This is a genomic window from Mesorhizobium sp. WSM4809, from assembly GCF_055811655.1.
Map to the genome: position 1 here is coordinate 20,013 of NZ_JBVVQW010000003.1, position 13,985 is coordinate 33,997.

11 protein-coding genes are annotated in these 13,985 nt (G+C 61.7%); 7 read left to right on the forward strand and 4 right to left on the reverse strand.

Annotated elements, in window-relative coordinates:
• Positions 1 to 23: 23 nt before the first annotated feature.
• The 4 genes from AC0L24_RS08130 to AC0L24_RS08145 all read left to right on the forward strand — a co-directional run bounded on the left by AC0L24_RS08130 (position 24) and on the right by AC0L24_RS08145 (position 4,807).
• A complete protein-coding gene (locus tag AC0L24_RS08130; protein ID WP_127271590.1) occupies positions 24 to 1,004 on the forward strand; it encodes an RluA family pseudouridine synthase in 981 nt (326 codons plus the stop codon).
• A gap of 47 nt (positions 1,005 to 1,051) precedes the next feature.
• On the forward strand, positions 1,052 to 1,924 hold the full coding sequence (locus AC0L24_RS08135) for a DMT family transporter (RefSeq protein ID WP_164873986.1): 873 nt from the start codon (positions 1,052 to 1,054) through the stop codon (positions 1,922 to 1,924).
• Between the two features lie 12 nt (positions 1,925 to 1,936).
• Positions 1,937 to 2,725 (forward strand): ATP12 family chaperone protein, encoded by a 789-nt coding sequence (locus AC0L24_RS08140; RefSeq protein ID WP_292135537.1) that lies wholly within the window; start codon positions 1,937 to 1,939, stop codon positions 2,723 to 2,725.
• Positions 2,726 to 2,917: 192 nt separating this feature from the next.
• Complete coding sequence (locus AC0L24_RS08145) at positions 2,918 to 4,807, forward strand: MFS transporter (protein WP_127396443.1); 1,890 nt, start codon at positions 2,918 to 2,920, stop codon at positions 4,805 to 4,807.
• Between the two features lie 96 nt (positions 4,808 to 4,903).
• On the opposite strand, the gene AC0L24_RS08150 is transcribed toward AC0L24_RS08145, so the two are convergent.
• A complete protein-coding gene (locus AC0L24_RS08150; RefSeq protein ID WP_127396442.1) occupies positions 4,904 to 5,101 on the reverse strand; it encodes a DUF2735 domain-containing protein in 198 nt (65 codons plus the stop codon).
• Between the two features lie 316 nt (positions 5,102 to 5,417).
• On the opposite strand from AC0L24_RS08150, the gene AC0L24_RS08155 reads away from it, so the two are divergent.
• Positions 5,418 to 6,458, forward strand: coding sequence for a glutamine synthetase beta-grasp domain-containing protein (locus AC0L24_RS08155; RefSeq protein WP_127260164.1), 1,041 nt, complete (start codon positions 5,418 to 5,420; stop codon positions 6,456 to 6,458).
• Positions 6,459 to 7,161: 703 nt separating this feature from the next.
• Here AC0L24_RS08155 and glnA read toward each other — a convergent pair.
• Complete coding sequence (gene glnA / locus AC0L24_RS08160) at positions 7,162 to 8,571, reverse strand: type I glutamate--ammonia ligase (RefSeq protein WP_027038720.1); 1,410 nt, start codon at positions 8,569 to 8,571, stop codon at positions 7,162 to 7,164.
• Positions 8,572 to 8,636: 65 nt separating this feature from the next.
• A complete protein-coding gene (locus AC0L24_RS08165; RefSeq protein ID WP_006205430.1) occupies positions 8,637 to 8,975 on the reverse strand; it encodes a P-II family nitrogen regulator in 339 nt (112 codons plus the stop codon).
• 358 nt (positions 8,976 to 9,333) lie between these two features.
• Between AC0L24_RS08165 and AC0L24_RS08170 the strand changes: the two genes are divergently transcribed.
• Together AC0L24_RS08170 and AC0L24_RS08175 are read left to right on the forward strand one after the other, a co-directional pair.
• A complete protein-coding gene (locus AC0L24_RS08170; RefSeq protein ID WP_473563634.1) occupies positions 9,334 to 10,878 on the forward strand; it encodes an NAD(P)H-hydrate dehydratase in 1,545 nt (514 codons plus the stop codon).
• The gene (locus AC0L24_RS08175; RefSeq protein WP_128364717.1) at positions 10,875 to 12,878 is read left to right on the forward strand and encodes a hypothetical protein; all 2,004 of its coding nucleotides are present in this window, start codon (positions 10,875 to 10,877) and stop codon (positions 12,876 to 12,878) included. Before AC0L24_RS08170 ends, AC0L24_RS08175 begins: the two co-directional genes overlap by 4 nt.
• A gap of 32 nt (positions 12,879 to 12,910) precedes the next feature.
• Here the strand turns inward: AC0L24_RS08175 and AC0L24_RS08180 are convergent, their stop codons facing one another.
• On the reverse strand, positions 12,911 to 13,981 hold the full coding sequence (locus AC0L24_RS08180; RefSeq protein WP_127810395.1) for a M48 family metallopeptidase: 1,071 nt from the start codon (positions 13,979 to 13,981) through the stop codon (positions 12,911 to 12,913).
• Positions 13,982 to 13,985 lie beyond the last annotated feature (4 nt).

Here is a 13,985-nt window from a genome sequence, read left to right on the forward strand (position 1 = left end):
GAAACGGATAAGCGACAAAAAACATGGCAGGCGTTGAACAGATCACGGTGGAGGCCGGCGAGGCGGGCATGCGGCTCGACCGCTGGTTCAAGACCCATTTCCCGGGCCTTGGTTTCGGCCATTTGCAGAAGCTTCTGCGCTCCGGCCAGATCCGTGTCGATGGCGGTCGGGTCAAGGCCGACACCCGTGTCGAGCCCGGCCAGATGGTTCGCGTCCCACCGCTCGAGGTCGACAAGAAGGGCGAGAGTGCGCTGACCGGCCACTCGATCCGCAACCAGGGTGATGCCGATGTCCTGTCGAAAATGCTGATCCATGAAGATCCCAAGGTTTTCGTCTTCAACAAGCCGGCGGGCCTTGCGGTGCAGGGCGGCTCGGGCGTCACCCGCAATGTCGACGACATGCTGGAGGCCTGGCGCAGCCAGAAGGGCGAGAAGCCCAGACTGGTTCACAGGCTCGACCGCGACACTTCGGGTGTTCTGGTCGTCGCCCGCACCCGGCTGGCCGCCATGAAGCTCTCGGAAGCGTTTCGCGCCCGCGAGACCAAGAAGACCTATTGGGCGCTGGTCAAGGGCGTGCCGCCCAAGCGCGAGGACAAGATCTCAACCTGGCTGATCAAGGAGCCGACGCCGGACGGTGACCGCGTGCGGGTCGCTGCGCATGGCGAAAAGGGCGCCGATCACGCCGTCTCCTACTACCGCATCATCGAGCAGGCTGCGCAGACGATGACCTGGCTTGAAATGGAGCCCTATACGGGCCGCACCCACCAGCTTCGTGTCCACGCCGCCTACATCGGCTGCCCGATCCTGGGCGATCCGAAATATTTCGAGGCCGACACCAACTGGGACTTTCCAGGGGGCATTCAAAACCGCCTGCATCTGCACGCCCGCCGCATCATCATTCCGCATCCCGACAAGGGCGTCATCGATGTCACCGCGCCAATGCCGCCGCACATGCGCCAGAGCTGGAACCTGATCGGCTTCGACGACGCCAGCGCGGAGGACTGATCGTGAGCGGCGCCAGTGACGCGCTCGACCGGCGCGACACGGTCGACATGGCCGCCGCCGCCATCATGGTCGGGCTGACCTTTTCCTGGGGGTTGAATTACGTCGCCGCCAAGATCTCCTACGCTGGCTATGACCCGGTCTTCCTGTCGATCGCGCGCTCGATCATCGGCGGCCTATGTGTCTTTGCCTGGTGCCGGTGGCGCGGCATCGCGCTTTTCACGCGCGACGGGACCTTGCTCGCCGGCATCGTGGTTGGCGCGCTTTTCGGCATCGAGTTCCTTTGCCTTTATGTCGGCCTGGAGCATACGACCGTTGCCCGCAACACGCTGCTGGTCAACACGATGCCGTTCTGGATGCTGCTCGGCGGCCATTTCCTGCTCGGTGAGCAGATCACATTGAGGAAATTCCTTGGCCTGCTGCTGGCCTTTGCCGGCCTTGTCGCGGTGTTTTCCGACAAGCTTGGCGGCGGCGGAGACATGCTGTTCGGCGATCTGCTGAGCCTTGGCTCCGGATTCTTTTGGGCTTTGACCAACATCCTCATCAAGCGCTCGAAGCTGGTCGAGGCGAGCGCCGAGAAGCTTCTGCTTTACCAGCTCGCCGGGGCAGCGATCGTCGGGGTCTTGGTGCTGCCTCTCGCCGGCCCGCCCGTTCGCGACCCAACCGTGCTGCCGACCTTGGCGCTGCTCTTCCAGGCTGTCTACATCGTCGCCTTCACCTATGTGCTGTGGTTCTGGCTGTTGCGGCGCTATCCGGCGTCAGGCCTGTCCAGTTTCACTTTCCTGTCGCCGGTTTTCGGCGTGCTGTGCGGCGCCATGTTCTTGAATGAGCCGCTGACCATGCGCATTTTCCTGGCACTTGGCCTGATTGCCGCCGGCCTGATCATCGTCAACCGGCCGGTGCGCAAGCTGACGCCGGTGTAAGAGAGACCTTCTATGCGTGATATCCTGAACGACCTTGAAGCCGGCAAATATCTTTCCGACCCGGATCCTGTGCGCCGCGCCCAGATCCAGATGAAGACGCCTCTGCCGAAACGCTTCTACAAGACCGTCTCGGTCGCGCCGGTGGAGGAGGGGTTTGCCGTGTATCTCGACGGCAAGCCGGTGCGCACGCCCGGCAAGGCGCTGCTGGCGGTGCCTACCGAAGCGGCAGCCGCGCTCGTCGCCGACGAGTTCGCCGCCCAAAGCGAGACCATCAATCCGGTGACGATGCCGGTGATGCGCCTCGTCAACACCGCCATCGACGGCGTCGCCAGCGACCCGCAGGCGGTGCTGGAGGACATTCTGCGCTTTGCCTCGTCCGATCTGCTCTGTTACCGCGCCGACGCGCCGCAAGGGCTGGTGGAGCGGCAAAACCAGCATTGGGATCCGGTGATCGACTGGGCGAGGGCACTCGGAGCCCGCTTCAATCTGGCCGAGGGCATCATCCATGTCGAGCAGCCGCGTGAGACCATCGCGGTGCTGGGCAGCCATCTTGCCCAGCGAACGGAGCCGCTGCGGCTCGCCGCCATCCATGTGATGACGTCGCTCACAGGTTCGGCGCTGCTGGCGCTGGCTGTCGATTTCGGTGAACTCGATGCCGATTCTGCCTGGGCCGCTGCCCATGTCGACGAGGACTGGCAGATCGAGCATTGGGGGCAGGATGCGGAGGCCGTAGCCCGCCGCGCGGCTCGCAAGCACGACATGATGGCTGCTGTCGGCCTGCTGCAAGCGCTCAAGGGCTAAGGGGTTTTCCCAGCTCGCCCGGTTTCATCCCGCAGTGCACCTAATACCAAAGTCATAATCCCAAAGACGCGCTGCCTTTGGCGGGCGCTTTCTGTCATTTTTCTCGAATGGCTGTCGTTGAGTCCGTGCTCGGAGGAGAGCGCGGACGGTGTCGCGCAGCATCGAGAACGGGTCTCACGGGAGGATAACGAAATGGCAATAACATCGACCGCCGGCGGAGCAAGCCGCGGCATGACGCGGGAGGAGAAGAAAGTCATCTTCGCTTCCTCGCTCGGCACCGTTTTCGAATGGTATGATTTCTATCTCTACGGCTCGCTGGCAGTGTTCATTGGTTCGACCTTTTTCAGTCCAGCCATCCCGGAAGCGACCCGCAATATCTTCGCGCTGCTGGCTTTCGCCGCAGGCTTCCTGGTGCGCCCGTTCGGCGCATTGCTGTTCGGCCGCATCGGCGATCTTGTCGGCCGTAAATATACCTTCCTCGTCACCATGACGATCATGGGCCTGTCGACCTTCCTGGTCGGCTTGCTGCCTGGCTATGCGACCTTGGGCATCGCAGCTCCGGTGATCCTGATCATCCTGCGCATGCTGCAGGGCCTGGCACTGGGTGGCGAATATGGCGGCGCGGCCACTTACGTCGCCGAACATGCGCCGGACAACCGGCGCGGCTACTACACCTCGTGGATCCAGACCACGGCGACGCTCGGCCTGTTCCTGTCGCTGGTTGTGATCCTGATCGTACAGGCTTCATTGAGTAAGGAAAACTATGCTGCCTGGGGTTGGCGTATTCCGTTCATCGTGTCTTTCCTGCTGCTCGGCATCTCGATCTGGATTCGGCTTTCGCTTTCCGAATCTCCGACCTTCCAGCGCATGAAGGATGAGGGCAAGGGCTCCAAGGCGCCGCTGACGGAAGCCTTCGGCCAATGGAAGAACGCCAAGATCGCACTGCTGGCGCTGCTCGGCCTCACCGCCGGTCAGGCCGTGGTCTGGTACAATGGCCAGTTTTACGCGCTGTTCTTCCTGACCAACGTGCTCAAGGTCGACGCGCAGTCGGTCAACATCATGATCGCGATCGCCCTGGCGGTCGGCTCGATCTTCTTCGTCGTCTTCGGCTGGCTCTCCGACAAGATCGGCCGCAAGCCGATCATCATGGCGGGCCTTGCCTTAGCGATTGTATGCACCTTCCCGCTGTTCAAGGCACTGACCTGGGCTGCCAATCCGGCGCTTGCCACAGCCCAGCAGAACACGCGGGCGACGGTGACGGCGGCACCTGGAGATTGCAAGTTCCAGTTCAATCCGGTGGGTACCGCGAAGTTCACGACATCCTGCGATATCGCGACCTCGTTCCTGACCAAGAACTCGGTTCCCTATGACGTCGTGTCGACGGCCGCCGCCGGCACACCCGCATCTGTCAAGATCGGCAACGAGACGGTCGAGTCCTATGACGCCATCGCCGCCGGCGATCAGGCCAAGACCAAGGAAGCCGCCTTCATCAAGGCCGTCAACATGTCGCTGCAGGACGGCGGCTATCCACTGAAGCGCGCGGCAGCCAAGGTTGCGGACCAGAAGCTCGATGCGTTTGTTGCCGCCAACCCGGAACTGAAGCTGGACGCCGCTGCCATCCGTGCCGGTGAGAAGGCGACGGTGCCGATCGACCAGGCAGTCAAGGACAAGCTGCTGACCACCGACGAGGCGGCGGGCGCACCCGAAGTCACCGTCTACAACATTCCGGGTGGTGGCGCGTTCGCGATGTTCGCCGATCCTGCAGCAGTGAACTGGCCAATGACGATCGGCATCCTGTTCATCCTGGTGCTGTTCGTGACCATGGTCTATGGGCCGATCGCGGCGATCCTGGTCGAGATGTTCCCGACCCGCATTCGCTACACCGGCATGTCGTTGCCCTATCACATCGGCAATGGCTGGTTCGGCGGCCTGCTGCCGGCAACCGTGTTCGCGCTCAGCGCCTACAAGGGCGACATCTACTATGGCCTTTGGTATCCGGTGGTGATCGCGGCGATAACGCTGGTCATCGGCATGATCTTCGTCAAGGATACGCTCGGCACCGACCTGCACGCCAAGGAGTAGGCAGGCCCGGTGTTCAAAAGAAAGCCCGGCGCGAGCAATCGCGCCGGGCTTTCTCTTTTCAGGTCAATTCGTTGGCGAGGGCTGCTGCCCTTTGTGTCAGCTCTTGCGGCCCCGGGTCTCATCCTCGATGGCTGCCTCATGGTACCAGCCGTCGCCGAAGTCTGCGCGGGCACCACGCAGCGAGGCAAGCTCTGCCGCAAACTTAGCCTTGCCGCTCAAATTTGAGGCAGTGGCGCGCGCTGCCGCCGGGAACATCAAAATCTTGGCCGACGGTCGTGTGGAAATGATTTCCATTGCCGGGTTCCTTTCTTCTGCCGAACCTTTTCGATTCAACTTGATCCGAAGATAAGGTCTGCAATCAAGTTAGGCAATATGCCTATGAAAAGATCAGCAATTGCATACTATTTGTGCAAAGAACGACTGTGATTGATCGGAACGCATCGCTTAGGCGGATCACCGATTTCGAGTGGGTACCGGGTCAATTTTGCCGCACCCTTCACACCAAGAATGGCACACGAATTGCATTTTAAGAATGCGGCAGGCCGGCTGCTGACGGCAGACGCATGTCGACGCCGTTCAGTGTTCGGTGATCAAGCAACGAGAGGCTAGAATGACGAAATACAAGCTCGAGTATATCTGGCTCGATGGATATACCCCGGTCCCCAACCTTCGCGGCAAGACGCAGATCAAGGAATTCGCCGAATTCCCTGATCTCGAGCAGTTGCCGCTGTGGGGCTTCGATGGTTCCTCGACCCAGCAGGCCGAAGGGCACAGCTCTGATTGCGTGCTGAAGCCGGTTGCGGTCTATCCGGATCCCGCCCGCACCAACGGCGTGCTGGTCATGTGCGAAGTCATGATGCCCGATGGCGTCACGCCGCATGCCTCCAACAAGCGCGCCACCATCCTCGATGACGAGGGCGCCTGGTTCGGCTTCGAGCAGGAATATTTCTTCTACAAGGACGGCCGGCCGCTCGGCTTCCCCGAGAGCGGCTATCCCGCACCCCAGGGTCCGTACTACACCGGCGTCGGCTATTCCAATGTCGGCTCCGTCGCGCGCCAGATCGTCGAGGAGCATCTCGACCTCTGCCTCGCCGCCGGCATCAACCACGAAGGCATCAACGCCGAAGTGGCCAAGGGCCAGTGGGAATTCCAGATTTTCGGCAAGGGCTCCAAGAAAGCCGCCGACCAGATGTGGATGGCCCGCTATTTGATGCAGCGCCTGACCGAGAAGTACGGCATCGACATTGAATACCATTGCAAGCCGCTCGGCGACACCGACTGGAACGGCTCGGGCATGCACGCCAATTTCTCGACCGCCTATATGCGCGAAGTCGGCGGCAAGGCCTATTTCGAAGCGCTGATGGCTGCCTTCGACAAGAACCTGATGGATCACATCGCCGTCTACGGCCCGGACAACGACAAGCGTTTGACCGGCAAGCACGAGACCGCGCCGTGGAACCGGTTCAGCTATGGCATTGCCGACCGTGGCGCCTCGATCCGCGTGCCGCATTCCTTCATCAAGAGCGACTACAAGGGTTATCTGGAAGACCGCCGTCCGAACTCGCAGGGCGACCCCTACCAGATCGCCTCGCAGATCCTGAAGACGATCGCCTCGGTTCCGGCAAGCGCTCAGGTTTCGGCCGCCGCGTAAGCGTTTCGGGCTGCATGACAAGATGACCCCGGCGTTTCGCGCCGGGGTTCTTTTTTGGCCGTTACCCGGCTGACGGCATTCCTGGTAAAACATACCCAGAAAAAGTCAGGGAATTCACGCGGTCGCAAATCGCCCGGAAGTTCTGGCCGCAGCCATGTGAGCCTCCGGCGATCACTCCCTATAAAGCCCGGAAAAGCGCCTTTTCCAGCCCTTATCTGGGGCAATGGACCTTCCATAAGCATCTGTTCATACAGCAGAATCGGTCATTCGCGGCCCGGCTTGCAGCGTTGACAGATCACGCTACGGCATGCGTATTCGCAGGCCTTGGGGTTACGTCACGCAATGCTGTTCGGACGGGCGGGGTTTTCTGAACGGCGGCATTGGCGTGGGCGCCGGACGAGCGGTCACTGTAGCCTGAGACAGTGCTCCGCTCGCTCCTGGCTCCAACGTTGGCGACCGACCGGCCGCCTTGATCTTCACTGGACATCGCCGAGTAGTGATTGAAGTCACCGGACCGACGCTCAAGCCGGCCGCTCCTATGGACCAGTAGGTCCAAATCCGGCTGTCCATGCGCGGCTGCCGCGCAGGCGAGACATGCCGATCGGCTGGCAATTCCTATTGGAGCGCAGCAAAAAGCCCTTGAAAGAGGGAAGTCTTTCAAGGGCTTGGTTATTATGGAGTATCTTAGTCTGAGATTGAAGCCTCAGACGGAGTAGTACATGTCGTATTCGACCGGATGCGGGGTCATTTCGAAGCGCATCACTTCGGCCATTTTCAACTCGATGTAGCTGTCGATCTGGTCGTCGTCGAAGACGCCGCCAGCCTTCAGGAAGCCGCGGTCCTTGTCGAGGCTTTGCAGGGCTTCGCGCAGCGAGCCGCAGACGGTCGGGATCTTCTTCAGTTCCTTCGGCGGCAGGTCGTAGAGATCCTTGTCCATCGGCTGGCCGGGATGGATCTTGTTCTTGATACCGTCGAGGCCGGCCATCAGCAGCGCGGAGAAGGCGAGGTAGGGGTTCGCGCCCGGATCGGGGAAGCGGACCTCGACGCGCTTGGCCTTCGGCGACGAGCCGAACGGGATACGGCAGGACGCCGAGCGGTTGCGCGCCGAATAGGCGAGCAGAACCGGCGCTTCGTAACCCGGCACCAGGCGCTTGTAGGAATTGGTCAGCGGGTTGGTGAAGGCGTTGATCGCCTTGGCATGCTTGATGACGCCGCCGATGAAGAACAGGCAGCTTTCCGACAGACCGGCATATTCATTGCCGGCGAAGGTCGGCTTGCCGTTCTTCCAGATCGACATGTGGACGTGCATGCCCGAGCCGTTGTCGCCGAAGATCGGCTTCGGCATGAAGGTCGCCGTCTTGCCGTAGGCATTGGCGACCTGGTGCACGACATATTTGTAGATCAGCATCTTGTCGGCGTTACGTACCAGTGCGTCGAACTTGATGCCGAGTTCGTGCTGGGCCGCCGCCACCTCATGGTGGTGCTTTTCGACCCGCACGCCCATCTCGGCGAGCACGGTCAGCATTTCCGAGCGCATGTCCTGCGCGCTGTCGATCGGCGGCACCGGGAAGTAGCCGCCCTTGACGCGCGGACGGTGGCCGAGATTGCCGGTCTCGTAGTCGGTGTCGTCGTTCGACGGCAGTTCCGTGGAGTCGAGCTTGAAACCGGTGTTGTAGGGATCGGCCTTGTACTTCACGTCGTCGAAGACGAAAAATTCGGCTTCCGGGCCGACATAGATGGTGTCGCCGATGCCTTCGGCCTTCATGTAAGCCTCGGCCTTCTTGGCCGTGCCACGCGGATCGCGGTTGTAGGATTCACCCGAAACCGGATCGAGGATGTCGCACAGGATGACCATGGTCGACTGGGCGAAGAACGGATCCATGTGGACCGTTTCCGGGTCGGGCATCAGCACCATATCGGACTCGTTGATGGCCTTCCAGCCGGCAATCGACGAGCCGTCGAACATCACGCCATCGGCGAACATGTCTTCCTCGACCTCGATGACATCCATCGTCACGTGTTGCAGCTTGCCCTTCGGGTCTGTGAAGCGCAGGTCGACGAATTTCACGTCGTTGTCCTTGATCTGCTTCATGATGTCTTTGGCTGTCGTCATGTCGTGTATCCCTGTGTGATGACTTTTTTTGTTGATGACGTTTTCAGGAGGATGGGGCGGTCAGGTCAGACCGCGTCCATGCCCGTTTCGCCGGTGCGTATCCGCACGACTTCCTCGATGTTGGAGACGAAGATCTTGCCGTCACCGATGCGGCCCGTCTGGGCCGCCTTGCGGATGGCCTCGATCGCGCCTTCGACCGCGTCGTCGCCGAGCACGACCTCGATCTTCACCTTGGGCAGGAAATCGACGACATATTCGGCGCCGCGATAGAGTTCCGTATGGCCCTTCTGACGACCGAAGCCTTTTGCTTCGGTGACAGTGATGCCTTGCAGTCCGGCTTCCTGAAGCGCTTCCTTCACTTCGTCCAGCTTGAATGGCTTGATGATCGCTTCGATCTTTTTCATGTAAAAAGTGGCCTCCACTGCCAAAAAAACGGGTTGTGACCCCCCGCTTGCGCCTCCATCAAGCACGAACTGTGCCAATTCAGCGGATTCTAAGCGGTCTCATAAGATTTCAAAGCCGCGCCGCACCGGGATGCAAATTCGCGTCATTCGCTGCACCGGAAGCGGCATGGGCTGCCAGAGCCTACACAGCGCCAGCACCCGCGTCCGCACAAAAATCAGGCATATCGCCTATCCCGCAGGCAATTTTCTGCCCGCGATGCCTTGGTGCCGACGTTATGGCTGCAGATCTCGGCAACTCCCCCTTGTTTGCTTAGGATCGAAATTGGACAATGCTTGATAGCATGCGGATCGGCAATCCATGAGCAACGAACTTCTTTCCCCGGCCGAAATGAGCGAGGCTGATCGGCTGACGATCGCGGCCGGTCCGGCCGATGGAATCAGCCTGATGCGGCGCGCGGGCGAAGCGGTCGCGACCGAGGTGCTCAAGCGCTATCCCTCGGCAAAGCACATCCATGTGCTCTGCGGGCCCGGCAACAATGGCGGCGATGGCTATGTCGTCGCACGCCTCCTGGCCGGCAGCGGCGTCGGCACAACGATCTGGTCATCCGGAGCGCCGAGGCCGGAAAGCGATGCGGCGCTCGCCGCCGCGGAATCCCTGGTCAAGTCCCGGCCGCTGTCTGATTTCGACGCCGAGTTCGGCTCGATCGTGATCGACGGGCTCTATGGGGCAGGGCTGTCCAAGCCGCTGTCCGGCGATGCCGCGAAAGCCGCCGATACCGTGACAGCCCTGCGCCTGCCCGTGGTCGCGATCGACCTGCCGTCGGGCGTCTCGGGAGCCAGCGGCGAAATATTGAGCAGGGCGTTTCGCGCCGAGGTCACCGTCACCTTCGCGCGGAAAAAGCCCGGCCACTTGCTGCTGCCGGGGCGCGGGCAATGCGGTGAAATCGTGCTCGCCGATATCGGCATCGATGACGGCATCATCGCCCAGCTCGCTGTCTCAACCTTCGAAAATATGCCGGACCTGTGGTTGCGGGAATTTCCGGTGCCGGCGGTTGACGCGCATAAATACAAGCGCGGCCATGTCGGCGTCTTTTCCGGCGGTCCCAGTGCTACCGGCGCGGCGCGGCTGTCGGCGATGGCCGCCGCGAGAAGCGGGGCAGGGGCGGTCACCGTGCTATCGCCTGGCAATGCCATGCAGGTGAACGCGACACACCTCACCTCGATCATGCTGCGAGAGGCGGGGTCACTCGAGGAGGTGCAGGAATTTCTGACGGCGCGCCATCCCGAGGCGCTGGTGTTTGGACCGGGACTCGGGCCAAAGCCCAAGGTCGGCGATTTCGCCCTGCAACTGATCAAGACCTTGGCGGAGGGTGCACGCGCATCGCAAACTGCAAACCACGGAGGAGCGATCGTGCTTGATGCCGATGCCATCACCTCTCTGGCCCATCAGCCGCAGGCGCTGTTCGAAGCCGCCCGTCAGCCAAACGCTCCAGCGTTGGTCATCACGCCGCACGAGGGTGAATTCGGCCGCTTGTTCCCAGATATCGCCGGGGACAAAACCATGTCGAAATTGGACAAGGCGCGAGCGGCTGCCGCGCGGGCCAACGCAACGATCGTCTACAAGGGCGCCGACACGGTCGTAGCTGCGCCTGATGGCAAGGCAGCCATCAATTCCAATGGTGCGCCGTGGCTGGCCACAGCCGGGTCAGGCGACGTGCTGTCGGGCATCATCGCCGGTCTGCTCGCACAAGGCATGCCGCCCTTCGAGGGCACCTGCGCGGCGGTGTGGCTACACGCTGAAGCCGGCAGCCGGTTCGGACCCGGCCTGATCGCCGAGGATCTGCCGCTGGCGCTGCTGCCGGTGTTGCGTGAACTCTTCGACGCGCGCACGGCTGTTCTATGAAACGCGCCCTGGCTCCGTTGCTTGCCACCCTCATCGCTGTCTTCATGGCGTCGACGGCGCGCGCCGAAGGCCCTGTAACCGTCGTCGACAATCCGGCGGTGCTCGCCGCGCTCGATGCCGGGGGTTTCGGCTTCGCCGATGTTTTGGGGGTTGACGGCGAGGACGGTCTAAAGACGCTCTACGGCGAGGCGCCCGCCTATCACGCCATCGTCGACATCGTTGCCTCCGATGTTGCAGCGCTCCGCGCCGAGATGAAGGATGGCGGGCGGCCGCTCCACGAGGTGACAGACGGCAATGTCGGCCGCATCATGGATATGCGCTGGCTGAAGACCGATGCCGCGCGCTTCCGGCTGGTCGGCGTCGTCAACCGGCTCGACCGTCGCGATTTCACGCTGCTGCAAGGCGACAGGAGCTGCGGCGAGGTGCGCTTCATCTACCGCCTGGCCTACAGTTTTCGCAAGAACGGCAAGCTGCAGGCATCGCGCCTGCCGTTCAATTTCAATGCCGTCTACAGCGCCGCTCCCGATGCCGATGGCGGCTGCGTCGGCACTGCCGGACGCTGGGCGCCACAGCTTGACGAGAGCGTCGATGCCGGCTGGCTGACCGGCGGGCCGCTGGAGAAGGCCGGGCTGACCTTCAAGCAGCTGGAGCTCAACGCGCAGGTGGTGCGCTTCCCGTCCGGCCAGGAAACCGAGTTCGGCGGGCAGGCGGCCTATCTCATGCGGGTATTCGGCATCGATGGCGCTGCTATCAGCGAGAAGCCGCTGGAGAACACGCCCGACACCGCACGGCTCTCGCAGGACGCGGCGCTGAAAGCACGGCTTGCCGCCTATGTCGGCGCCAATTTGCCGGCGGTTGACGAAGGCGTCTATGAAATCCCCGACGAGTTCCTGGCCAGAAAGATCATATCATGGTCGACCTTCGGCAGCGCGCGGCAAGCCAATCATCCGTTTACGCAATTATTCCAGCCCAAGGAATTCGCATCGCTCGATTATTCCGCGTTGAAACTGCTGCGCACGCCGGAAGCGCTGGTCGAGCGGCTGGACAATGGCGCCTGCCAGGGTTGCCATCAGGCCGGTTCGACCGCCGGTTTCCATTTCATCGGGCTAGACGACAAGACAACATCGCCGCTGAACCGCATCGAGGTCGGGATTTCGCCGCATCTTCATGCCGAGATCCCGCGGCGCCAGGCGTGGCTCGCCGCCACGGCCGAAGGCAAGCAGCCGAACCGCTTCCGTCCGCTCTCCTTTGCGCCGCCGGCGGTCTGGACGAACGCCGACGCGGTCGACTATGCGCCGGCCGAGATGGCCATGCCGTGCCTGATGCCGGAAGATGCGACCCGCTTCGGCGCGACCTGGCAATGCGACGGCGGCACCGTCTGCACGCCGCTGGCCACCGCTTCAGGCGTGCACACGAAACTGGCGCAATGCCTGCTGCCCAAGGACAGCGAAAAAATGTTTTCCGGCCACCCCTGCCTGACCGGCTCGATCGCCAGCAACGCGGCGCAGCCTTTCAACGACCGCTATAGCAAATCGGGCCAATTCGCGGCCTTCGCCCCGGACATTTCCCGTACCGCCTACACCTGCCGTCCGCCGAAGATCGGCGTGCCTGGCGGCATCGCCTATCGCGGCTGCGACGACAAGGACCGCGACTTCGCGGCCTTCAAGGCCGGCAAGCCGATGCCGAACGAGATCTGCGGGCTGGTCGGCGGCAAGAAATTCGACATCTGCGTGGCCACCAACAATTTCGACCAATGCCTTGGCGGCGCCGTCAATCGCGGCAACCGGCCGGCCTGTTCGGCCGATCATTTCTGCCGCGAGGACTATATGTGCCAGTCGCTGCCGCCTGACACGCCGGGCATCGGCAAGGTGAAAGGCATCGGCTTCTGCTCGCCGACTTACTTTATCTTCCAGATGCGCATCGACAACCACGCAACGCCATGGGGCAGCCCCGTGCGAGCCACCATGGGAGCGGGGTTTAGTGCGGCGGAAGAGGAGTGAGCTACAGCTTTGGCAGCAATTCCGGGCGGCACCTACCGATCCAGATAGGTGGCGATTTTCGACGTCCACTCGCTATCGAAATGATGGACCCGCTCCGCAACAATTTCACTGCTCAGCAGGCTCGACAGGGCAGAAATCGAAACCGGTTCTATTGTGGGAGCCGAGTTGTATCCAAGCGCAGCCAGACGTTCCGACCATGGTGGATGGTCCGCGTTTTCGTCATCTGGGGCATCCCAGGCCCTTTGGGCATATTCTTGCAGGATGGGGCGGTTCGATAGCTCATTGGAAGCCATCAGAACCCGATCAAGCGGCGGACGAGGCGGGACCATCGTGCCAAGCAGTTCACGCTTGAGAGGAGTGTAAACCCTGTCATTGAAAAATGCATCGGCAGCGGCGATCAAGAGCAGCGCGCGCGCTGCTTCGTGAGAATCGCCTGACCTTGCCGCATGGCGATCGGCATCGATTTCCGCTCGTCGCGACAATCGTATCTCTTCGCGTTCCAGTGATTGAGAGAGCGGACCCAGCAGCAAGTAGAACAGGCTTCCGGAAACGGTTTTTCCTGGGGGAGCGTAGTCGAAGACCAAATCGAAACTTTTGTCGAGTTCGGCGAGATTGAGCCCGCCGTTCGTATCCTTGTTTTTCAAATGTGCGTCTTCGTGAGCCAGAATCGTGGCGAATGCTTTGTCGTCGGTCACCGCGAGCAATGGAATGCCTACGGTCAAGACCGCCCGACGGCCGAGCAGACCGAGAAATGGACGCTCTTCCCCTATGCTGGCGTTGAGGCTGTCGCTCAGAACGATCGTGGTTCGGCTGGCGCGATGTTTGCCAGCGATGCTTTCCCACACGGCCCATAGCTGGGGAGCCGAATCCTGAGAGATGCCTTGCACCGGGCTGGGGCGAAAGCCGGCAAACAGTGCCCCGATCAACAGCACAAAAGCCAGCATCGCGGCCGGTATGGCGATGACACCACCTGCTATTACCATGAGCGGATGCCGGTCAAGCAACAACAGCCACAGAAGCACCGGGCAGAAAAGCGGGAGAGCGAAAAGCAGGATGGCGAACCTGCCAAAGCGCGTTCCCATATAGAGGACCAAGCGCGACATCGAT

Excerpts from the sequence above, each read along its gene's own strand:
- AC0L24_RS08170 (WP_473563634.1), top strand. The coding sequence starts at position 9,334 with ATGAGCAACGAACTTCTTTCCCCGGCCGAAATGAGCGAGGCTGATCGG.
- AC0L24_RS08150 (WP_127396442.1), bottom strand. The coding sequence starts at position 5,101 with ATGGAAATCATTTCCACACGACCGTCGGCCAAGATTTTGATGTTCCCG.
- AC0L24_RS08165 (WP_006205430.1), bottom strand. The coding sequence starts at position 8,975 with ATGAAAAAGATCGAAGCGATCATCAAGCCATTCAAGCTGGACGAAGTG.
- AC0L24_RS08135 (WP_164873986.1), top strand. The coding sequence starts at position 1,052 with ATGGCCGCCGCCGCCATCATGGTCGGGCTGACCTTTTCCTGGGGGTTG.
- AC0L24_RS08130 (WP_127271590.1), top strand. The coding sequence starts at position 24 with ATGGCAGGCGTTGAACAGATCACGGTGGAGGCCGGCGAGGCGGGCATG.
- AC0L24_RS08175 (WP_128364717.1), top strand. The coding sequence starts at position 10,875 with ATGAAACGCGCCCTGGCTCCGTTGCTTGCCACCCTCATCGCTGTCTTC.
- AC0L24_RS08180 (WP_127810395.1), bottom strand. The coding sequence starts at position 13,981 with ATGTCGCGCTTGGTCCTCTATATGGGAACGCGCTTTGGCAGGTTCGCC.
- AC0L24_RS08145 (WP_127396443.1), top strand. The coding sequence starts at position 2,918 with ATGGCAATAACATCGACCGCCGGCGGAGCAAGCCGCGGCATGACGCGG.
- AC0L24_RS08140 (WP_292135537.1), top strand. The coding sequence starts at position 1,937 with ATGCGTGATATCCTGAACGACCTTGAAGCCGGCAAATATCTTTCCGAC.
- glnA (WP_027038720.1), bottom strand. The coding sequence starts at position 8,571 with ATGACGACAGCCAAAGACATCATGAAGCAGATCAAGGACAACGACGTG.
- AC0L24_RS08155 (WP_127260164.1), top strand. The coding sequence starts at position 5,418 with ATGACGAAATACAAGCTCGAGTATATCTGGCTCGATGGATATACCCCG.